At 67.3% G+C, this 20,913-nt stretch carries 18 protein-coding genes and 2 tRNA genes; 8 read left to right on the forward strand and 12 right to left on the reverse strand.

All coding sequences use genetic code 11. The annotated features are described in order from the left end of the window. Positions 1-153 precede the first annotated feature (153 nt). Positions 154-228, reverse strand: a tRNA-Gln gene (locus tag AC5P5S_RS05850). Positions 229-283: 55 nt separating this feature from the next. After that, positions 284-360, reverse strand: a tRNA-Met gene (locus tag AC5P5S_RS05855). A gap of 121 nt (positions 361-481) precedes the next feature. On the opposite strand from AC5P5S_RS05855, the gene AC5P5S_RS05860 reads away from it, so the two are divergent. The 3 genes from AC5P5S_RS05860 to bfr all read left to right on the forward strand — a co-directional run bounded on the left by AC5P5S_RS05860 (position 482) and on the right by bfr (position 2,033). Beyond that, entirely contained in the window at positions 482-1,102 is a 621-nt protein-coding gene (locus AC5P5S_RS05860; protein WP_005411310.1) for an RNA pyrophosphohydrolase, read from the forward strand. Positions 1,103-1,210: 108 nt separating this feature from the next. After that, the gene (locus tag AC5P5S_RS05865; protein ID WP_005411309.1) at positions 1,211-1,420 is read left to right on the forward strand and encodes a (2Fe-2S)-binding protein; all 210 of its coding nucleotides are present in this window, start codon (positions 1,211-1,213) and stop codon (positions 1,418-1,420) included. 142 nt (positions 1,421-1,562) lie between these two features. After that, a complete protein-coding gene (bfr, locus tag AC5P5S_RS05870; protein ID WP_005414691.1) occupies positions 1,563-2,033 on the forward strand; it encodes a bacterioferritin in 471 nt (156 codons plus the stop codon). A gap of 1 nt (position 2,034) precedes the next feature. On the opposite strand, the gene AC5P5S_RS05875 is transcribed toward bfr, so the two are convergent. The 3 genes from AC5P5S_RS05875 to AC5P5S_RS05885 are packed head-to-tail and all read right to left on the reverse strand — an operon-like array spanning position 2,035 to position 6,819. Further along, positions 2,035-4,269, reverse strand: a complete 2,235-nt coding sequence (locus AC5P5S_RS05875) for an ATP-binding protein (protein ID WP_062605515.1) — start codon at positions 4,267-4,269, stop codon at positions 2,035-2,037. A 1-nt stretch (position 4,270) separates the two neighbouring features. Then, the gene (locus AC5P5S_RS05880; protein ID WP_005411306.1) at positions 4,271-6,157 is read right to left on the reverse strand and encodes an EAL domain-containing protein; all 1,887 of its coding nucleotides are present in this window, start codon (positions 6,155-6,157) and stop codon (positions 4,271-4,273) included. Between the two features lie 44 nt (positions 6,158-6,201). Next, positions 6,202-6,819, reverse strand: a complete 618-nt coding sequence (locus AC5P5S_RS05885) for a DUF4126 domain-containing protein (RefSeq protein WP_005411305.1) — start codon at positions 6,817-6,819, stop codon at positions 6,202-6,204. Positions 6,820-6,998: 179 nt separating this feature from the next. On the opposite strand from AC5P5S_RS05885, the gene AC5P5S_RS05890 reads away from it, so the two are divergent. The 5 genes from AC5P5S_RS05890 to ampE all read left to right on the forward strand — a co-directional run bounded on the left by AC5P5S_RS05890 (position 6,999) and on the right by ampE (position 10,682). Further along, positions 6,999-7,742, forward strand: a complete 744-nt coding sequence (locus tag AC5P5S_RS05890; protein WP_005411304.1) for a DUF6776 family protein — start codon at positions 6,999-7,001, stop codon at positions 7,740-7,742. 4 nt (positions 7,743-7,746) lie between these two features. Then, a complete protein-coding gene (locus tag AC5P5S_RS05895) occupies positions 7,747-8,211 on the forward strand; it encodes a bactofilin family protein (protein ID WP_024958552.1) in 465 nt (154 codons plus the stop codon). A 31-nt stretch (positions 8,212-8,242) separates the two neighbouring features. Next, entirely contained in the window at positions 8,243-8,635 is a 393-nt protein-coding gene (gene erpA, locus AC5P5S_RS05900) for an iron-sulfur cluster insertion protein ErpA (RefSeq protein WP_005411302.1), read from the forward strand. Between the two features lie 119 nt (positions 8,636-8,754). Further along, complete coding sequence (gene nudC, locus AC5P5S_RS05905) at positions 8,755-9,660, forward strand: NAD(+) diphosphatase (protein ID WP_049418001.1); 906 nt, start codon at positions 8,755-8,757, stop codon at positions 9,658-9,660. A gap of 134 nt (positions 9,661-9,794) precedes the next feature. After that, on the forward strand, positions 9,795-10,682 hold the full coding sequence (ampE, locus tag AC5P5S_RS05910; RefSeq protein WP_005414686.1) for a regulatory signaling modulator protein AmpE: 888 nt from the start codon (positions 9,795-9,797) through the stop codon (positions 10,680-10,682). Between the two features lie 571 nt (positions 10,683-11,253). Here the strand turns inward: ampE and AC5P5S_RS05915 are convergent. The 7 genes from AC5P5S_RS05915 to AC5P5S_RS05945 form a co-directional block, all read right to left on the reverse strand. Next, positions 11,254-11,679 carry a DUF2752 domain-containing protein gene (locus tag AC5P5S_RS05915; protein WP_005411299.1) on the reverse strand — a complete coding sequence of 142 codons (426 nt, stop codon included), beginning with the start codon at positions 11,677-11,679 and terminating at the stop codon, positions 11,254-11,256. 43 nt (positions 11,680-11,722) lie between these two features. Further along, positions 11,723-12,001, reverse strand: coding sequence for a CD225/dispanin family protein (locus tag AC5P5S_RS05920; RefSeq protein ID WP_005411298.1), 279 nt, complete (start codon positions 11,999-12,001; stop codon positions 11,723-11,725). 34 nt (positions 12,002-12,035) lie between these two features. Then, the gene (locus tag AC5P5S_RS05925) at positions 12,036-12,323 is read right to left on the reverse strand and encodes a CD225/dispanin family protein (RefSeq protein ID WP_005411297.1); all 288 of its coding nucleotides are present in this window, start codon (positions 12,321-12,323) and stop codon (positions 12,036-12,038) included. Positions 12,324-12,505: 182 nt separating this feature from the next. Further along, the gene (locus AC5P5S_RS05930) at positions 12,506-14,395 is read right to left on the reverse strand and encodes an MFS transporter (protein ID WP_024958117.1); all 1,890 of its coding nucleotides are present in this window, start codon (positions 14,393-14,395) and stop codon (positions 12,506-12,508) included. 98 nt (positions 14,396-14,493) lie between these two features. After that, positions 14,494-15,288, reverse strand: coding sequence for an SDR family NAD(P)-dependent oxidoreductase (locus AC5P5S_RS05935; RefSeq protein WP_024958118.1), 795 nt, complete (start codon positions 15,286-15,288; stop codon positions 14,494-14,496). 156 nt (positions 15,289-15,444) lie between these two features. Beyond that, positions 15,445-17,622 (reverse strand): YccS family putative transporter, encoded by a 2,178-nt coding sequence (gene yccS / locus AC5P5S_RS05940; RefSeq protein WP_062605516.1) that lies wholly within the window; start codon positions 17,620-17,622, stop codon positions 15,445-15,447. Positions 17,623-17,790: 168 nt separating this feature from the next. Beyond that, on the reverse strand, positions 17,791-20,913 hold the full coding sequence (locus AC5P5S_RS05945; protein WP_062605517.1) for an efflux RND transporter permease subunit: 3,123 nt from the start codon (positions 20,911-20,913) through the stop codon (positions 17,791-17,793).

Raw genomic sequence — 20,913 nt, forward strand, 5'->3', positions numbered from 1 at the left:
TGCGGAAAAGGATCCGACCCTGGGGTTCTTTCTGGAGAAGAGCCCCCTTGTTGTTCAAGGGGGTGTGCCGACAGGCGCGGGGACAAGGTGGAATGCGCGACCAGATTAAAAGCAAAAGGCCAGATCTTTCGATCTGGCCTTTTGCTTTTAATTTGGCTGCCCCGGATGGATTCGAACCACCGAATGCCTGAGTCAGAGTCAGGTGCCTTACCGCTTGGCGACGGGGCAAAACGTGCAACTATTTTCTCACTTTTCACGCTGAAAAACAACTTGATTTTCAGTGTGGTGGCTATGGGTGGACTCGAACCACCGACCCCAGCATTATGAGTGCTGTGCTCTAACCGGCTGAGCTACATAGCCTTGGTGAGCCCGCTATTCTGCGGATGTGTACCGCCCCTGTCAACACTTTTGTGTCGTGCTTGTGGGCCGACAGAGGGCATGGGATAGTCCCGGCCAGTAGATTTTCTTAGGAGTCCGCATCGTGATCGATCCGGACGGCTATCGACCGAACGTCGGCATCGTGCTGATGCGGCAGGACGGCCAGGTGTTCTGGGCACGACGCGTGCGCCGGGACGGCTGGCAGTTCCCGCAGGGTGGCATGAACACCGACGAGACGCCTGTCGAGGCCATGTATCGTGAACTGCAGGAAGAGACCGGCCTGCTGCCCGAGCATGTGGAAGTGCTCGGGGCGACGCCCGGCTGGCTGCGCTACAAGCTGCCGGCGCGGGCCATCCGCCGCAATGAGCGGCAGGTCTGCATCGGCCAGAAGCAGGTCTGGTTCCTGCTGCGCCTGACCGGCGACGAATCCCACGTGAAGCTGGACCACACCGACTCGCCCGAGTTCGACCACTGGCGCTGGGTGGACTTCTGGTACCCGGTGGAGCATGTGGTGATGTTCAAGCGTGGCGTCTATGCGCGTGCGTTGCGACATCTGGCGCCGCTGGCCCGCGGGGTGGCCGGGCAGGGGGTTACCGCCATGCCCAAGAGCGCCGCCGAAGCCTGGATGCCTGGCCATACCGCCGGGCACGACCGCCCACGCAAGCGCCCTCGGACCCGCGGCTACTGGCCGAAGAAGGCCACGGGCGATGGCCCGGCCAGCTGACGGGCTGAACGGTATCGAGAATGGTTCAGGTCTCTGATTGACAACCATTCTCGTTTCCATTGGAATAGCCAACAGGCCGCTTCTGGCCTGCCAGCCCGGTTCACGCCTGTGTACGTCTGCATCTGCAACGGAGTCACCGACCACCAGATCCGCGAAGCCGCCAGCCATGGCGTCAGTACGGTGGCCGAACTGACCATGCGTACCGGCTGTGGCGCTACCTGCGGTTCCTGCCTGGACATGGCCGGCGATCTGCTGGCCAAGGCGCGTGCCACCCACGATCTGCCGCTGCCGGTATTGGGTCTGGCCCAGGTCGCCTGATCGTCTCTTGGCGGCGCGTTGACGGCGCGCTTTCGCATTCTTCACGTGCGGCCGCACAGGCCAATGCGCACGATTCGCGTTCCTTCACGGCTGCAGGCAAGGCGTTAAAGTGCCTGCGTTTTCAGCGTGCAGGAGCATCCCCATGAAGGGCGACACCAAGGTCATCGAATTCCTCAACAAGGTCCTCTACAACGAGCTGACCGCGATCAACCAGTACTTCCTGCATGCCAAGATGCTGAAGAACTGGGGCATCAAGGAACTGGCCGAACACGAGTACAAGGAATCGATCGACGAGATGAAGCATGCCGACATGCTCGCCGACCGCATCCTGTTCCTCGAAGGCCTGCCGAACTTCCAGGCGCTGGGCAAGCTGCGCATTGGTGAGAACCCGACCGAGATCCTGCAGTGCGACCTGTCGCTGGAACGCGATGGCGTGGTCACCCTGCGCGAGGCCGTGGCGTATGCCGATTCGGTCGGCGACTACGTCAGCCGCCAGCTGTTCGTGAAGATCCTCGATTCGGAAGAAGAGCACATCGACTGGCTGGAAACCCAGCTCGACCTGATCGAGCGCATCGGTGAACCGAAGTACCTGCTGAGCAAGCTGGAAGAGTGAGTCAGCCGGCCTGGCCGGCGCGATGCTGTGCCAGGTAGCCCGTCAGCGCTACGCGCGCTCGGGCGAATTCCGCAACCAGCAGCGCCACCGCTACTGCGGGGCGCTGCAGGCTGCCGCTGCGGGCTTCGTGCTCGATGCGCTGCGCGACTGACGACAGCGACAGTGCGCCCACGTTCGCGCTGGATGACTTGAGGCTGTGCGCGACGGCCTGCAGGCGAGGCTCGTCGCCGTTCTGCGCGGCCTGCTGCAGCTGCTGCACCATTGCCGGCGCATCCTCCAGGAACACCGAGACGATCTGGATGGCGCTCTCCCCGATCACTGCATGCAGTTCGTCCAGCACGTCGCGGTCCAGCACCGGCTGCGGCTTGGAGCCGACTCGGCTGTCATCGTCCTGTAGAGCCGAGCCATGCTCGGCTGATGGAGCGCGACGGCTATCGGCCGTCAGCCGGGCATGGCTCGGCTCTATCGAAGGCCGTGCAGGTGATGCGGCTTTGCCGCCGCCCCAGCGCTGCAGCAGCGCATGCAGGGTGGCGCGTGCAATCGGCTTGGACAGATAGTCGTCCATGCCGGCCTGCAGGCAGCGCTCGCGGTCACCGGCCATGGCATTGGCGGTCATCGCGATGATCGGCAGGCGCGGGCGTCCGTTCTCCACTTCCTCGGCGCGCCAGCGGCGGGTGGCGGCATAGCCGTCCAGCACCGGCATCTGGCAATCCATCAGCACCACATCCACGTCGCCTTCGCGCAGGGCAAGCAACGCCTGCTCGCCATCGGCGGCGTTGCGCACTTCGCACTGGAACACGCGCAGCAGCTGCTCGGCCACCATGCGGTTGACCGTGTTGTCCTCCACCAGCAGCACGCGCAGGTGCAGCGGCGGCAGCGTGGGCGTGGGCTGGCCCTGTCCGGCGTTGGCCAGCAGCGCGGCAGGGCGCGCATGCGCAACCGGTGCAGCCAGCAGTGCATGCAGCCCAGCGTCGTCGAAATGCGAGGGTAGCTGCCGCTGGCGTGGGCGTGGAGGAAGGGCATCGTCCTGCAGCCACAGCACCTGCAGCCCGTCGTCTTCGCCACGTTCGGCCAACGCCTGTTGCAGCGTCGCTTCACCGATGCGGCGCGCACGTGCATCGACCAGCAGCCACGCCGGTGCCGGTTGCCCCGGCCTCGGCACCGCGCGCAGGCGCTCGACCACGGCATCGAACTGCGCCAGGGCGTGCACCAGCAGTCCATGATGGGCCGCGATGCGCTCGATGCGTGCCTGCAGGATGGCATCGCTACTGAACAGCAGCAGCGCGTGTGGCGTGCGCGCCATGGCCGGCAGGTCGCCGGGCACCTTCAACAACGGGATCTCGAACCAGAACGTGGCGCCCTGGCCGGGCGTGGACTGCACGCCGATGCGCCCGTGCATCAGGTCGATGATGCGCTTGCAGATCGCCAGGCCCAGGCCGGTGCCACCGTAGATGCGGGTCGTTGAGGCATCGGCCTGGCTGAAGGACTGGAACAGGCGCGCCTGCAGTGCCTCGTCGATGCCGATGCCGGTGTCGATGATCTCGAAGCGCAGCTGGTGCTGTGCGGGACCTTCGCCCAGGCGCTGCACGCGCAGCTGTACCTGGCCGCGCGCGGTGAACTTGATCGCGTTGGCCAGCAGGTTGCTCAACACCTGGCGCAGGCGTACCGGGTCGCCACGCACCGGCAGGCGCACCGACGGGTCCAGCTGCAGCCCCAGCGACAGGCCCTTGGCGTCGGCGGCGCGCTGCATCAGCTGCACCACGCCATCGAGCAGGTCGCGCAGGTTGAAGCTGGTGATCTCCAGTTCCAGCGCCTGTGCTTCCAGCCGCGAGTAGTCGAGGATGTCGTCGACGATGCGCAGCAGCTGCTGCGAGCTGGCCGAGGCGGTGGCCAGCATCTGCCGCTGGTCCTCGCCCAGCGGGCCGCGTGCGATCAGCTCCAGCATCGGCAGGATGCCGTTGAGCGGCGTACGGATCTCGTGGCTCATCGTGGCCAGGAACTCACCCTTGGCCAGCACCGCCGCCTCGGCGGCCTGCTTGGCCTGCAGCAGCTGCTGTTCCAGCTGCCCCTGTCGTTCGGTGGTGCGGCGCAGCTGGTCACGTTCGGCGGCCAGCAGGCTGCGCTCGCGTTGCAGCTGGGCCAGTGCCCGGTTGCGCGCGCGCAGCCGCAGGCCCAACAGCAGCGCGCTGATGGAGGCCGCAGCAAGGGCAACCAGCAGCGCGACCCACATCGGCACGTCAGAGCACCGCGTTGTGGAAGTCGAAGTTCAGATCGCTGCCGGCCGACTGCACCATGTTGCCCTGGATGTAGTCGACACCGCCCACCCACATCGCGGCGGCGGCCTGCGGATCTTCGATCTGCTGGCCGATGATCTGCTGCCCGGCGGCGTGCGCCCGCTCGATTGCCCGGCGCAGCTCTTCGCGCGTGGCCGGATTGGAATGACTGCTGGAGAAGCGCGCGGCCATGCGCACGAACGACAACGGCAGCTGGGTCAGCAGCGCATCGGCTTCGCCCCCGGGTTCGAACTGGCTCAGGCAGAAGCGCACGCCGGCGCCGGCCATGCGCTGGCAGAACTGCTGTAGCGGCACGGTATGGATCAGCGCGTCGGGCAGGCGGACGTCGATCACCAGCGCGCTGCCGGGCAGGTCGCGCTGCTGCAGCGATTCCAGCAGCCAATCCGCGAACGCATCGCGTTGCAGGGTGCGCAGCGACTGCGAAACGAACAGGTTCAGTGGTTGCGTCGCGTGCCGGTAAAGGTCGAGAAGGCCCAGTGCATGGTCCATCACCTGCTGGTCGAGATCGGCGATGCGCCCGGCAGCCTCTGCGGCCGGAATCACCTGGCCTGCCGCCAGCAGCGTACCGTCGGCCTGGCGAAGGCGCAGCAGCAGCTGGTACTGCGCGGTGTTGCCGCCGGCGACGGCGACGATCGGCTGGTAGGCCAGCTCAAGCTGGCCTTCCAGCAGTGCCAGGTGTTCCTGCTCGCTGGTCACGTCGCGGTGCACGTGGCCGGCCACGCCGGCGCTGAGCAGCCGTGCCTGCAGGGTGGTGCGCTCGACTGCCTCCAGCGCGCTGTTGGCATCGTCGAAGCCCGGCGACAGCGGTGCATAGCCGACCACGCCCCGCAGATGCACCGATTCGTCATCGCGGATCACGAAGGCCCGCGCCGACAACTGCTCGCGCAGCGCAGCGGCAATGCCTTCCAGGCTGTCCTCGCTGACATTGCGCGCAAGCAGCAGGAAGCTGTTGTCGTTCAGGCGCGCCAGCAGGTGCGGGTGGCCGGCTTCTGCCAGGCGTTGCCCGGCCTGCACCATCAGGCGCTCGAAGGCGGCATAGCCATAGCGCTCGCGCAGGCCCAGTGCGCTGGATATCTCGACGAACAGCACGCCGCCCTGGTCACGGTGGGCGAGCGCGGCGTTGAGCTGCTGCAGCACGTGATGCCGCGTCGGCAGCCCGGTTTCCGGATTGCTGGTGGCCGGGGTGCCGGATACGCCGGGCAGGGTTGCGGCCTGCGCCCGCGCGCGGCGGATGCGGTTGGCCACGGCGGCGATCAGGTGGCGCGGTCGGATCGGCTTGCTCAGGTAGTCGTCGGCGCCACTGTCGAGCACCTCGAACTGGCGTTCCGGGTCCGGGTCGCCGCTGAGGAACACGATGGGCAGCAGCTGCAGGCCGGGCTGCTGGCGGATCAGCGCGGTCAGGCGCATGCCGTCCAGACCGGGCAGGTGCAGGTCCATCAGGATCAGGTCGGGGCGATGTTCCTTGATCGCCTGCAGCGCACCGTCGGCATCGCTGTGCACGATCGCCTGCATGCCGGCGCCATGCAGCACGCTCTGTGCGAACAGTGCCTGGGCGCGATCATCCTCGACGATCAGCACGCGGTAGGGCGAATCGGAGTGCAGCGGTGCCGGGTCATTGCCGCCGGCCTCGGCCAGCAGGGATGGGCCGGGCAGCGGCGGCGGTGCGCTGCCGATCGATGCGGGTGCGTCGGAGGCGGCCAGCGGCGGAACCGCTGCCGGCGCTGCGGCGACGGCGCTCGCCGGTTCAGCGGTCCAGCGTTGCCAATGATCGGCCGGAGGGGTTTCAGCGCGTCCCGGGCGGGCGCCCGCGGGGGATTCGTTTGCGGCCATCGGTGCTCCTGGTGTTCGCGTCCATTATGCGACAAGCCCGGCGATCAACCGGTGCCGGGCTGGCGTGGACTGTCGGGCGACGCACTGCGTGCCAGCCAGCGCACGCCCTTCCACAAGGTGCGCCAGACCAGCCACACCAGCAGCGCGCCCGCCAGGCTGCAGGCCAGCACCACGATCAGCGCGATCCACGGGTGTGCCAGGGCCAGGGCCAGACCACCGACCACCACGGTGTCCTCGGCGGCGGAGGCCACCCAGTTGCTGGCAGGCTCGGGCGAGGTATTGAGCAGGGCGCGGGTGCCTGCCTTCAGGCCGTGGCTGGCCAGCGCGACACCTGCACCGGCAGCAAGTGCGCCGGTGCCCAGCTGCCCATCCGGCGACAGCGTGGCTGCGGCAAGGAAGGCACCTGCGGGTACACGTGCCAGGGTCTGCACCAGATCCCACGCCGAGTCGACGCCGGGAATCTTGTCGGCGAAGAATTCGGTCACCGCCAGCGCCGCCGAGGTGCCCAGCACCCACCACGATTCAGTGGCCTGCAGGGCCGGTGGCAGGTCGACCCAGCCGAGCAGGCCGGCCAGGCCGACACCGAACACGGTGAGGTAGACGCGGATGCCGGCCAGCCAGGCCAGCAGGATGCCGATCACGAACAGGTGGGCTTCGGTCATGGCGATGCTCCGGCGACGGAACTGTGCAGGGGACCACACTATCGACGATGGCATGCCTGAACGCCACAGACCGTGGCTCGCCACTGCGCAGGAAACCCACCCGTCCTGTCATACACTAGCCCGTCGTTTGCCACAGGGGCCGTACCGGTGTCGCCCTCGCGATGCCCCGGAATCCACCCATGACCAACCGTCCTCCCATGCGCGTGCAGGTCCGCCTGCCCGGCGCGCCGCAACCGCCGGCCGACCGCCGCCGCCTGCTGGTGATCGGCGGCATCTGGCTGCTCAGCCTGGTGCTGGCGGTGCTCGGCGGCTGCTGGATGGCCACCCCGCGCGATGCGCAGGGCCAGCGCCTGCAGGCCGCCGAGAAGCGTGCCGAGACGCTGCAGGCGCAGCTGACCGAACTGCGCCAGAAGCAGGCCACGCTGGAAGCCTCCGACCGCATCAGCCGCGCCGCCAACACCGAGGTGCAGTCCTCGCTGGCCGAGCGCGATGAGGAAATCGCCGGCCTGCGTGCCGACGTTGCCTTCTATGAGCGCCTGGTGGGTTCGACCAGCCAGCGCAAGGGCCTGAACACCCATTCGATCGAGTTCAGCCCGGAAGCGGCCGGCACCTGGCAGTACACCGCGGTGCTGACCCAGAACCTCAACCGCGGCGCCATCAGCCAGGGGCAGATGCGCTTCACCGTGGAAGGCGTCAAGAACGGCAAGCTGGCCACGATCAGCTGGGATGATCTGCACCAGCGCAGCAAGGTACCGGGACAGGATTACTCGTTCCGGTACTTCCAGCAGCTCACCGGCAGCGTGATGCTGCCGGCTGACTTCACCCCGCAACGCGTGCGGGTGACATTGGGGAGTGGTACGGGGGGTACCACCCAGGTATTCGACTGGAAACAGGCCGGTGCGCCGGCCAGCAAAGGGGAGTAGGCAGATGTTCGGAAGCAGCAAATCCAACCGTGAAGGCCAGCTGGTGGTGGATGCCCTGATCGGCAACCAGGTGGTGATCCGCGGTGATGTGGAATTCAGTGGTGGCCTGTACGTGGAAGGCCGCATCCATGGCAAGGTGATCGCCGCCGAAGGCGCCAGTGGCGCGACCCTGACGGTCGCCGAGCATGGCGTGATCGAGGGCGAGATCCGTGCCCAGGTGGTGGTCATCAGTGGCCGCCTGGACGGCGACGTGCACGCCAGCGAGAAAGTCGAACTGACCCCGAGCGCGCGGGTCAACGGCAACGTCCATTACCAGGTGGTGGAGATGAATGCGGGCGCCCAGCTGAACGGTCGCCTGATCCATGCCAGCGCCCCGATGGCCGCCCTGCCGGCCCCGGAAGCTGATGAGGCCAATGGCGGCAAGGGTGACACCGCCGCACGCCGCAAGCTGGCCGAGGCGATGGCTTGAAAGCCGTCGTCGGCACCCCCATGCTGACACCATGAGCACGCTAGTCTCCCTGCCCGGCGCCACCCCGGCCGCCGCGCCCGATTACCAGTCGCTGGAGCGCCCGCTGAACTTCACCGAGTCGGCGGCCGCCAAGGTCAAATCCCTGATCCAGGAAGAGGGCAACCCCGACCTGGCCCTGCGCGTGTACATCGAAGGTGGTGGCTGTTCGGGCTTCCAGTACGGGTTCGAGTTCGACGAGAACCGTGCCGAGGACGATCTGGCGGTACAGACCAGCGGGGTGACCCTGCTGGTCGACCCGTTGAGCCTGCAGTACCTGATGGGAGCCGAGGTGGACTACACCGAGAGCCTGACCGGTGCACAGTTCGTGATCCGCAACCCGAACGCAAAGACCACCTGCGGCTGCGGCAGCAGTTTCAGCATGTAGGCGGGGCGCGGGGCCTGCGTCCCGCGCGACAAGGTGTGTGGAGCAAGCTCCACACCCACAGACGGCTTCGGCAAAGCCCGCGGCTTGCCACCCGCATCGATTGGCGGCACGCTTGCAGGATGCCCAATACTCCTTCGCCGCTTTCCGGTTTCGCCTTCGTGGGCGAACCGCTGGAGCGCGCCGATGCCCTGCGCGAAGATGCCGATGCACTGGCGCGCCTGTGGCCGGGCGCGCGCATTCTGGTGCTCGATCAGGACGGCAGCGCCTTCACCGGCGATGACGACCAGCCGCTGGCGCTGACCGGCGCCGACATCGGCGGCGGTCCCGGCTCCGCGATCTTCCTCGGCCTGCGCGGGGAACAAGCGTGGTTCTCGGTTGAAGCCGCCAGCGTCACCGTCACCGCACCACGTCGCCTCGACCTGCGCCAGGCCGCGCTGCTGTGGTCGGTGGCTGATGCGACCGCTTTCAGCTACGCACGTGGCATGTCCTACTGGCACTCGCGCACCCGTTTCTGCGGGGTATGCGGTGGTGCCGTGGCGTTCGCCCGCGGCGGCTTCGTGGGGCGTTGCGCGCAGTGTTCCACCGAGCACTACCCGCGTGTCGACCCCGCGGTGATCGTGGCGGTTGAAAACCAGGGCCGCCTGCTGCTCGGCCGTCAGTCAAACTGGGCGCCACGTCGCTACTCGGTGCTGGCCGGCTTCGTCGAACCGGGCGAGACCTTCGAGCAGACCGTGGTACGCGAAGTCCACGAAGAGAGCAAAGTGCGGGTGACCGCTTGCCAGTATCTGGGCTCGCAGCCGTGGCCGTTCCCGGGCGCACTGATGGTCGGCTTCCGGGCGCAGGCGCAGGATGACCTGCCGACCGTGGACGGCGAGCTGGAAGACGCGCGCTGGTTCAGTGCCGACGAGGTCGGCGCGGCACTGGCGCGCGATGTGGAGGACGATGGCCAGGGCATCCGCCTGTCGCCGCCGATCTCGATTTCGCGCGGCCTGATCGAGCACTGGTACCGGCAGCAGAAGGGCTGAGGCGGGCCGGCTGGGGTGATTGCATTGCCGCCACCTGAACACGGCACGGGTTACAGTCCGGTTCACCGCTGAGGGCGCCGCTGCGACAGGTAAGGTAGCGGCGCCGAGCGTTCTGTTTCGTAGGGAGACCTGCCATGTTCACCACTCTGGCCGCCGTGCTGGTGGCACTGGCCCTGGGCCATGTTGCTCCGGCCGCTGCTGCCTCGCTGCGCCGTTTCGACGGTTTCCGGCGTTGGCTGGGCTGGCTGGATGCGCGTGGTGGCAAGGCCTGGCAGGGACCGGCCGGCGTTGCCTTGGCCCTGCTGCCGCCGCTGTTGCTGATGGCGCTGCTGGCGTGGCTGTTGCGCGGGGTGCTGTTCGGCCTGCCGTCGCTGCTGCTGGGCGTGGCGGTGCTGGCCTGGTGCTGGGGCCCGCGTGACCTGGACCGCGATATCGAGGCCATCATCGATGCCGATGATGCGGCGACGCGGCAGGCTGCAGTGCGCAACCTGCAGTCGGCCGGCGGCAGCCTGCGCGAGGACATTCCGTCACTGGTCGAGGCGACGGTGCTCAACGCACTGCGGCGCTGGTTCGCGGTGCTGTTCTGGTTCCTGTTGCTGGGCCCGGCTGGCGCGCTCGGTTACCGGTTGCTGGCGCTGATGGCGGAAAGCCCGATGCGTGCCCGCGTGCCGGTCGAGCCGCTGGCGCTGGCGCAGCGGCTGCTGGGCTGGATCGAGTGGCCGGTGGCACAGCTGATGGCGTTCTCGATGGCGCTGGTGGGCAACTTCGATACGGCGTGGAAGGCGTGGCGCCAGGCCCATGGCGAGCGCCTGACCGGCAACACCGGGTTCCTGGGTGCGGTGGCGCGGGCCAGCGTCAACGCCGAACTGCGCGAGGATGCGCACGACTACACCGAGGCGGGGCTGTTGCCGGTGTGGCAGCGGTTGCCGGACCTGCGTGATGCGATGAGCCTGGTGTGGCGGATGCTGCTGCTGTGGCTGGCGATCCTCGCCCTGCTGGTGATTGCAGGCTGGGTGACGTAGGTGTTTTGGCAGGGCTTGCAGCCCTGCACCTGCAGAGGCAACAGAGCAACAGCAACAGCAACAGCAACAGCTGGATTGCTGCGGGTTGGCGGGGTGGGTCGGATGGCGGGGGACGCCGTGAATCCGTCCATGGAGGCTTGGTCGCCGCTTGCTCGTGTGCGCTGTCCTGCGCACACGGCAAGACCCGGGTTGGGCGTCCTGCCCAACCCGCCCGAGGCATGCCTCGGGCCCATGCGGCTCACACCCCCGCCATCCAACCCACCCCGCCTTCGACAGTTTTCCGCGCACGGACGTTCTCCAGAGCCGAGCCATGCTTGGCTCCGAGCGAGCGTAGCGAAGCGATCCGCTTCTGCTTTTGATCTTTTCTTTCTTTTCCGTGGTGGACGCGCACGGAAACTGTCCGTGGCCGGGCGGGATGGGTTTGCGGGGGTGTCCGCGGCATGGATGCCGCGGCCAAGCCTCCACGGACGGATTCACGGCGTCCCCCGCAAACCCATCCCGCCCGGCCAACCCCAAGGCTTCTGCCTTCAAACGCCGCCCACCACGAGGGGCTGCGTCGTTGGCTGGAAACCTAGATCGGTGCCAGTGCAGTGAACGGTGCCCACGGCAGGTTGCGCAGCAGCGCATACCCGGGCAGCACCCAGAGCCAGAACACAGGATTGGCCAGCACCCGCATCAGCGGGTCGAGCACGCGTGGGCGGATGCCGGCGATGTTCAGCAGCATCAGCAACAGGAACGGCAGGCTGATGACCAGCAGCGGGTTCATCGCCATCGCGCCGGGCAGGTCGAAGTGGACCAGGGAATACAGGCAGCGCGTGCTGCCACAGCCCGGGCAGTACAGGCCGGTCAGGGCGTACAGCGGGCAGCTCGGCAGTGGATTGCCGGCGACATACGGATTGACGTTGCGCAGCACCACCGTGGCACCCACGGCCAGGCCGGCGGAAGCCAGCAGCGGTGCCCAGCGGGCGAGTCGGGAACGAGCGGGAAGCGCGGACATGCAACAACGGATCCGGCGCAGGCGCCGGATCCGTCCAGGCGTATCAGTAGCCGCTGTTGCTCATCGCGCCCATGCCGCCGAGCACGACGAAGAACAGCACGTACAGCACGACCAGCACGGCCCAGGCAATGGCCGACCAGATGGCCCACTTCTTGGCCTTGGCGGCGGAGTCCTGGGCGCCGGCGATGTCGCCAGCGGCCAGCTTGCCGTTGACCTGCGCGGCGTAGACGATCGACACGATGCCGGCCGGCAGGCAGCAGAACAGGGTGGTCAGGATGGCCCAGACCAGGTTGTTCGGGACCTGCGGAGTAGCGGTATTCATGGGTTCAAGCTCCTTGATGGGTGGTGGTGGTGAATCATTGGTCGGAAAGAGCGCCCAGTACGGCCAAGCCGCCGAACAGCCCGAGCCACAACAGCAACAGGACCGGCAGGGCCACGGCCGAAGCCACTGCCCACCAGCCCGCCTTGCGCGACGCGCTGTAGGCCCCCGGCAGATCGCCAGCCGCGCGGCGGCCATCGACCTGGGAGGCATAGACGATCGACACCACGCCCAACGGCAGGCAGCAGAACAGCGTCGTCAGGATCGCCCAGACCAGATGGTTGGGGATGTAGACCGGACGGCTGAGCGGTGGTGGTTGATTCAAAGCGAGACTCCATTCCTTGGTGGCCGGCCTTGGTGAATCGGCCGAACCTCCCCCCTGTGGGTGCGTAATCTACCGCAACCGGCGTTGCATGTATGCGTTTACACGCACGGCATGTCGTGTTCGCCACTGGACGGTGGCGTATGCGGGGGAGGTTGCCGGGCCTGCCTGTCAGTCCGATTCTGTCAGGCGTGATCGCCGCGCAGGGCCCTCACCTGGGCTTCCAGCGCCTGGGCGTTGGTGGTGTGGCCGTCCATGGACGGTGCCGCCACTACCTCGACGGTGGCTCGGAAACGGCGCGGCACCCGCATGCGGCCGAGGCGGCTGTCGCGCCGGCTCCACATGCTCGACCACATGCCGCGCAGGGCCATCGGCACCACCGGCACCGGCCGCCGTTCGAGGATCTTCTCGACGCCGGACTTGAACGGGGCGATTGCACCATCCTTGGTCAGTGCGCCTTCCGGGAAGATGCAGACCAGCTCGCCTTCGGCCAACGCGGCGTCGATGTCATCGAACGCGCGTTGCATCAGCGCCGGGTCTTCGCGCGCACCGGCGATCGGGATCGCCTTGGCGGTACGGAAGATCCAGCGCATCACCGGGATGTTGAAGATCCTGTAGTACATGACGAAGCGCACCGGACGCGGAATCGTCGCCGACAGGATCAGTGCGTCCATGTAGCTGACATGGTTGCAGACCAGCAGCGCGGCGCCTTCGTCGGGCACGTTGGCTTCGATGCCGTGCGGGCGCAGCCGGTACAGGGTGCGCACCATCAGCCAGCTGAGGAAGCGCATCAGGAATTCGGGGACGATGGTGAAGATGTAGATCGCCACCAGCGCGTTGGCGATGGCCAGTGCCAGGAACTGCTGCGGGATGGTCCAGTGCAGCAGCTTGTGCGCGGCCAGCGACAACAGGGCTGCGCCGACGATGAAGCCGGAATTCTGGATGTTCAGTGCGGCGAACACGCGCGACATCTGCGCCTTCGGCGTGCGGCTCTGGATCAGCGCGAACAATGGCACCACGAAGATACCGGTGAACAGGCCGATGCCGATCAGGTCGATGACGATGCGGATGCTGCCCGGCTGCTGCAGGAAGGTGCCGATGGTCAACCCGTGCACCGTCGCCTCGCCACTGCGGGCGAAGTACAGGTCGAGCAGGAACGCGGTCATGCCGAACGCACCCAGCGGCACCAGACCGATTTCCACCGTGCGCGCCGACAGCTTCTCGCACAGCAGCGAGCCAACGCCGGTGCCGACCGAGAACAGGGCCAGGGCGAACAGATACAGTTTGGGTTCGCCGCCGAGGTTGGCCAACGCGTAGTTGGGCAGCTGCGAGGTCAGCACGGTGCCGACGAACCAGAACCAGGACACCCCGAGGATGGCGTTGCGCACCGCCTTCTGCTGCCGTGCCATGCGCAGCACGACCCGCGACTCCGGCAGGGGGTTCCAGTTGATCTTCAGGTTCGGATCGCCGGCGTCGACCTTGGGGATCAGGCGCGCGGCGATGTTGCCGCAGATGGCTAGAACGATCACCGCTGTGGCGGCCACGATCGGGCCGTGGCTCCCCGCAAGCAGGAAAACCGAGCCGCCGATGATCATGCCGGACAGGATCGAGATCGAAGTACCCATCTCGACCAGGCCGTTGCCGCCAGTCAGTTCCTCGGGTTTCAGCACCGAGGGCAGTACCGAGTACTTCACCGGGCCGAACAGGGTCGACTGCATGCCGGTACAGAACAGCGCGACCAGCAGGAACGGCAGGTTCTCGGTGACGAAACCGACAGCCGCCATCGACATGATCACGATCTCCATGGTGGTGGTGATCACGATCAGCCGCGATTTTTCCAGTTTGTCGGCGATCTGCCCGGCCAGCGCCGAGAACAGGAAGTACGGGAGGATGAAGATGGCTGGCGCCAGCGTGGTGTAAAGCGAACGCTGCTCCTCCGAAACGCCCAGATAAAACAACAGGCCGATGATCGCCTGCCGGTACACGTTGTCGTTGAACGCACCCAGCGCCTGGACGACGAAGAACGGCAGGAAACGGCGCTGGCGCAGCAGGGCGAACTGGTTGTGACCGGACATGGAACCTCCTTGACCGGCGCAGCCTAGCATTCCTGCCTATCCACTGTGGGTGCGGACCTGTGGGTGCGGACCGTTGGTCCGCACACCTGTCGATGCTCTCAGACGATATCGTCGACCACGCCGCCATCCACGCGCAGTGCTGCACCGGAGGTGGCGGAAGCCTGCGGCGAGGCCAGGTACACCACCATGTTGGCCACCTCCTCGACCGTGGCGGTGCGCTGGATCACCGAAGACGGCCGGTGTGCCATCACGAACTCGCGGCCGATCTGCTCCAGCGGCTTGCCGCTGCGCTGGCGTTCATCTTCGAACATCGCCGCGAAACCGTCGGACAGGGTCGGGCCGGGCAGCACCGCGTTGACGGTGACGCCACTGCCAGCCACGCGCTTGGCCAGGCCGCGCGACAGCGACAGCTGCGCGGTCTTGCTGACACCGTAATGGATCATGTCGGCGGGAATGTTGCGTGCCGATTCGGAGGAGATGAACAGCACGCGGCCCCAGCCGGCGTCGACCATCGCCGGCAGCAGTGCCCGCGACAGGCGCACGCCGGACATCACGTTGGTCTGCCAGTAGCGCTCCCAGGTGGCGTCTTCGGTTTCGAAGAAGTCCTCGGGGCCGAAGATGCCGGCGTTGTTGACCAGGATGTCGACCTTGGGCAGGCCGGCCAGCAGCACATCGACACCGGCTGCATCGGAAAGGTCGGCGGCGACGCCGATCACCTCGGCACCTGGAACGGTGGCGAGCAGGCGCTGGCGGGCGCGTTCGACACTGTCGGTGCTGCGGCCGTTGAGAATGACCCGCGCACCCGCCGCGGCAAGACCCTGGGCGATCGCCAGGCCGATGCCGGCGGTGGAAGCGGTAACGAGCGCGGTGCGGCCGGCGAGTTCGATCTTCATGGGGGGAGTCCAGGAGCAGGGGATCACCCAGTATCCGCGCAGGACCGTGATCGGGATGCAGCGCCAGGCGCAACACACGGTTGCACACGGTGCAGTAGATCCACGCCATGCGTGGATGGACTGCGGGTCGCGCCAGGCCCTGCCCGGCGCCGGCCTTCAGGTGAGCGTGTGCACCGCCTCATTCGCCGCCGCCCGCACCTTCGGCAGCATCCGCAGCACCAGCGCCATCTGCGTGCGGATCAACTGCAGCTTCGCCGGCATCGCCTCGTCGATCTGCTCCAGTTCGGCCGCCACCGCGCGATCAGCGTCGTTGTCGTCCTCGTTGACCGGCTGCCGTGCGGTCAGGGCCGAGGCCAGCTGCTGCAGCGCCTTGCGCACGCGCTCACCGGCCGCCAATGCCAGCGGGTCGCCAGCAAAGCTGTCCACTTGGTCGCGATGCGCGCCCAGCGCCGACAGATGGCCGAGCAGCGTGTTGGACAGCGCCAGGAAGTGGAAGCCGGCATCCAGGTTGCGGCGCACGTGACCGGGTTCGCGCAGCATGTTCGACAGCGCGGTGGACAGCGCGGCGTCGGCGTTGTGCATGTCGCGGCGGGCGATGCGGTAGGCCAGGTCATCGCGCATGCCGCTGCGGTACTGGCCCAGCACCGAATCCAGGTAGCGCGCGGCGGTATCCAGCACCCGCGCCAGCACAAGGTGCAGCTGGCGGCCCTGCCAGTCGGGCAGGATCAGGAACGCGGCGGCAGCGGCAATCGCGCAGCCCAGTAGCGTGTCGACCATGCGCGGCACGATCAGCACGAAGCCATCGCCGATCAGGTTGAAGCAGGTCAGGGCCATCACCGTGATTGCCGCCGATGCCACCAGGTAGCGGTCGGTGCGGGTGAAGAAGAACAGCAGCGCCGACAGCAGCGCGATCAGCAGTTGCACGTGCAGTTGCGGGAACAACTGCAGCAGCGCCCAGGTGAGCACGAGGCCCGCCACGGTGCCGACGATGCGCTGCGCCAGGCGTTGGCGGGTGGCGCCGAAGTTGGGCCGGCACACGAATACGATGGTCAGCAGCACCCACGAGCCGTTCTGCGCATTGAACAGACGGATCGCGGCGAAACCGGCGATCAGCGCCAATGCCATGCGCAGGCCGTGGCGGAACAGGACCGAGCCGGGCGTGAGCTGCTGGCGCACGCGCACGCCCATCTCGCGCAGGGTATGCGGGTTGCTGTCGCGCAGGCGCGTATCGACATTGTCGAGGCTGGCCTCGGAGCGTTCGGCGTCCAGCAGGCGGCGTTCGATGCTGCGCAGGTTGTGCACCAGCAGGTCCAGCGAACCCAGCAGTCGCTGCCACTGCGGGCGCTGCTGGTCGCGCAGGTAGGCCAGCGCATCGGCCAGGTCGCGCCCGGCCTGCTGGTTGGTTTCGCCATACACGAACGGGCGGCGCAGGCGGATCGCCTCGCCCAGGCGCGCGCAGGCCTGGCCCTGAAGATCGAGCAGGCGCTGGCAGCGGTACAGCACGTCGCTGTGGAAGAACGCATCGACCAGGGCGCCGTACGGGTAGTGCGAGGAACTGGCGCGCTCGTGGAAATCCTGTGCCATGTAATAGAGGCGCAGGTACAGGCCGGAGTTCACGCCCGGCCGCCCGGAACGGCCGAAGCGGGCGAGAATCGCGGTCTTGGCCTCGTTCAACGCGCCGACCACGCGCCGGTTCTGCTCGGCCAGGTCGAGCTGGCGGCGTTGCAGGTCGGCCTCACGTACCGGTTCGAACAGGGCGGCCTTCAGCTGCAGGTAGCGGCCCAGCTCGATGTAAAGCCGCGCCACGCGCTCGCGCACCGGTCGGTTGGCGAACAGTGCGGTCCACAGGATCGACAGCAGTCCGTACCAGACGGCGCCCGCCAGCAGGTGGCTGACCGCTTGCAGCGCGGTATGCAGGTCGCTGGCACCGTGCTGCTCCAGCCCGATCATCGTGTAGATCGCCAGCGTTACCGTGGCCTGGGCGATGGATGCGTAGCGCTCGCCGAGCGCGCCCAGCAGGGTCAGGCCGAAGGTGGACAGTGCCAGCGCGCCGATGAAGATCCACGGCCAGGGGAACAGCCAGATCACCGACGCCGCAGCGATGCAGAAACACAGCAGCGACAGCGCCACCGCCTTGGTCCGGCCCCACCAGTTGTCGTCGGTCTCGGCGATGGCGCTGGCGATGATGCCGAGGAAAACGCCGGGCAGGGCGGTCAGCGCATCCAGCTGCCAGCACACGGCAAGCGCTGCGGTCAGGGCGATGAACACGCGCAGGCCGTAACTGGCCTTCTCGTGGGCCCACAGGCGGCTGAGGCGGGATTGGCGGGCGGGCATGCAGGCTCGGTGGAAGGATCTCCCACCATTATTGCGGGGTGCGCGTGAAATATGGAGGGCGGACCACCGCGGTAGTGCCGGCCGCTGGCCGGCAGATTTGCCGTACCGAGAAAGCCGGCCAGCGGCCGGCTCTACCCTTGGATCCACGCCATGCGTGGATGGGCCGTTCTACGCACGCTGCGCGCGCTTGAGCAGCTTCGCTTCGCGCTTGCGCGCGCGACGGGCCCGCCAGCGTTCGGCCAGGCACGAGAAGATCACGTACAGCGCCGGCGTGCTGAGCAGGGTCAGGCTCTGCGAGAACAGCAGGCCGCCGATCATCGCGATGCCCAGCGGGCGGCGCAGTTCGGAGCCTTCGCCCAGGCCGATCGCCAGCGGCACCGCCGCCAGGATCGCCACCATCGTGGTCATCATGATCGGGCGGAAGCGCACGATGCTGGCCTCGCGCGCGGCATCGCGCGGTGCCAGGCCATGCTCGCGCTGCGCCACCAGCGCGAAGTCGATCATCATGATCGCGTTCTTCTTGACGATGCCGATCAACAGCACCAGCGCGATCATCGAGATCACCGACAACTCGGTGTTGGTGCCGAACAACGCGAGCAGTGCACCCACGCCCGCCGCCGGCAGCGTGGACAGGATGGTGATCGGATGGATCAGGCTCTCGTAGAGCATGCCCAGCACCAGGTACACGGTCAGGATCGCGGCGAACACCAGGATCAGCATGTCGCTGGGGTCGGAGTTGAAGCCGAAGCCCGCATCATCGGCCAGGCGGATGTCACCAGGCATGCGCATGCCGGCCACGGTCGCGTCGATGATCGCCTTGGCCTCACCCATGCTCACGTTCGGAGCCAGGTTGTAGCTGAGGTCCATCGTCGTGTACTGGTTCTCGTGGGTGATCTGCGACGGGGCCAGGCCGGGCATCTGCGTGGCCACCGCGGTGATCGGCACCATGTCGCCATTGCGCGCACGCACGTACACCTCGTCCAGCGCGGCGGGGGTGGCGGTCTGCGAGGGCAGGGCGTTGACCACCACGCTGTACTGGTTGATGTCCGAATAGATGGTGGAGATCTGGCGCTGGCCGAACGCACCGTACAGCGCACCGTCGATGGCACCCACGGTGATGCCCAGGCGTGCGGCCTTGGCGCGGTCGATCTGGATGTTCTGGCGCAGGCCGGCGTTGTCCACGTCGGTACCGACATCGCGCAGCTTGGGGTTCTTCTTCAGCTCCGCCTGCAGCTTGGGCAGCCATTCCTGCAGCGATGCCAGGTCGTTGCCCTGCAGCGAGATGCGGTACTGCGCGCCCTGGCTGGAACCGCCGCCATCGTTGCTGGGCAGATCCTGGATCGCGCGCAGGCGCAACTGCAGGTCGGGGTAGCGGTCGGCCTTGGCACTCAGCCGTGCGAGTGCGTGCGCCGTGGTTTCGCGACGGCCATCGCTGCGCGACTTCAGCTCGATGTTGAACTGTGCGCTGGAGCCCTGGCGGCCGCTGCCCAGGCGCACGCCCACGGTCTTCACCGCGGGGTCGGCCATCAGCATGTCGGTGATGCGACGCTGGCGGGCGACCATGTCCTCGAAGGACACCGTGGCGCTGGAATTGGCGCGGCCCCAGATCAGGCCGGTGTCCTGCGGCGGGAACGCGCCCTTTTTCACCGCGCCGAACAGGAAGACGGTGGCGCCGATCAGGATCAGCGGGGTCAGCGACAGCAGCAGCGCGTGGCGCAGCGAGAAGTCGAGGAACACGGTGTAGACGCGAAGCATGCGCTCATGGCCGGCATCCAGCCAGCGGCCGAAGCGCGACGGCGGCGCGCTGTGGTCGTGCGCGCTGAGGAACCGGCTGCACAGCGCCGGAGTCAGCGTCAGCGAGACGATCATCGAGACCACGATGGCCGCCACCAGGGTGACGGTGAATTCGCGGAAGAACGCACCCATCATGCCGCTGGCGAACAGGAGCGGGATGAACACCGCCACCAGCGAGGCGGTGATCGAGACGATGGTAAAGCCGATCTCGCGCGCGCCGGTGAGCGCCGCCTGCATCCGCGGCATGCCTTCGTCGAGGTGGCGCATGATGTTCTCGATCACCACGATCGCATCGTCGACCACGAAGCCGATGGCGATCACCAGCGCCAGCAGGCTCAAGTTGTTCAGGGTGAAGCCCATCACGTACATCACCAGCGCGGCACCGGCCAGCGACAGCGGCACGGTCACCGCAGCGATCAGCGTGGGTGCCAGCCGGCGCAGGAACAGCGCCATGGTCAGCACCACCATCGCCAGGCTGATCAGCAGGGTGATCTGCACTTCATGCAGCGACGAGCGGATGGTCGGCGTACGGTCGAAGTACGGCGTCATCGTGGTGCCGGGCTGCAGGTAATCGCGCAGGGTCGGGATCTGCGCCTTGACCCGGTCCACGGTCTCCACGATGTTGGCGCCGGCACGGGTGAACACGTACATCACCACCGCCGGTTTGTGGTCGAACCACGCGGCCTGGTAGGCATCCTGCTGGCCGTCGTAGACGTTGGCGATGTCCTTCAGGCGGATCACCCGGCCATCGCCCTGGGTCTTGACCACCAGGTCGGCGAAGTCGGCGGCACGCGCCACCGAGTCGTTGGCGATGATCGCGGTAGTGGTGTTGCCGTCGCTGAGGAAGCCGGTGGGCGAGGTCACGTTGGCCGCGCGCACGGCGTTGCGCAGGTCATCGGCGGTCAGGCCGAGCGCGTTCATCAGGCGCAGGTTGACGTCCACACGCACCGCCGGCGTCGAAGCGCCAGCGATGTCGACCGAAGCAACGCCGCTGATCTGGCGGATGCGCTGGGCCAGCAGCGAGTCGGCGACGTTGTACAGCTCGTCGGCCGACTGCGTCTGCGAGGTCAGCGCGATGGCGATGACCGGGTCGTCGTTCGGATTCGCCTTCTGGTACATCGGCGAGCCCATGCCCGAAGGCAGGTCGGCCTGCGCCGAGTTGATCGCGGTCTGCACGTCCAGCGCGGCCGAATCGATGTTGTGGCCGCTCTGGAAGATCATGAACACCAGCGAGCTGCCTTCCGAGCTCGACGAGCGCATGCGGTCGATGCCCGGCAGCTGGCCGAGGTGGCGCTCCAGCGGCGCGGTGACTGTCGAGGCCATGGTCGCCGCATCCGCGCCGGACTGGCTGGCGTGCACGAAGATCACCGGGATCTCGATGTTCGGCAGTGCCGATACGCCCAGGCGCAGGTAGCAGATCAGGCCGACCATGAACAGGCCGATGGCCAGCAGCGCGGTGCCGATCGGGCGGCGGATGAAGGGGCCGGACAGGTTCAT

The organism is Stenotrophomonas sp. YJH_SMC_54, from assembly GCF_059368435.1.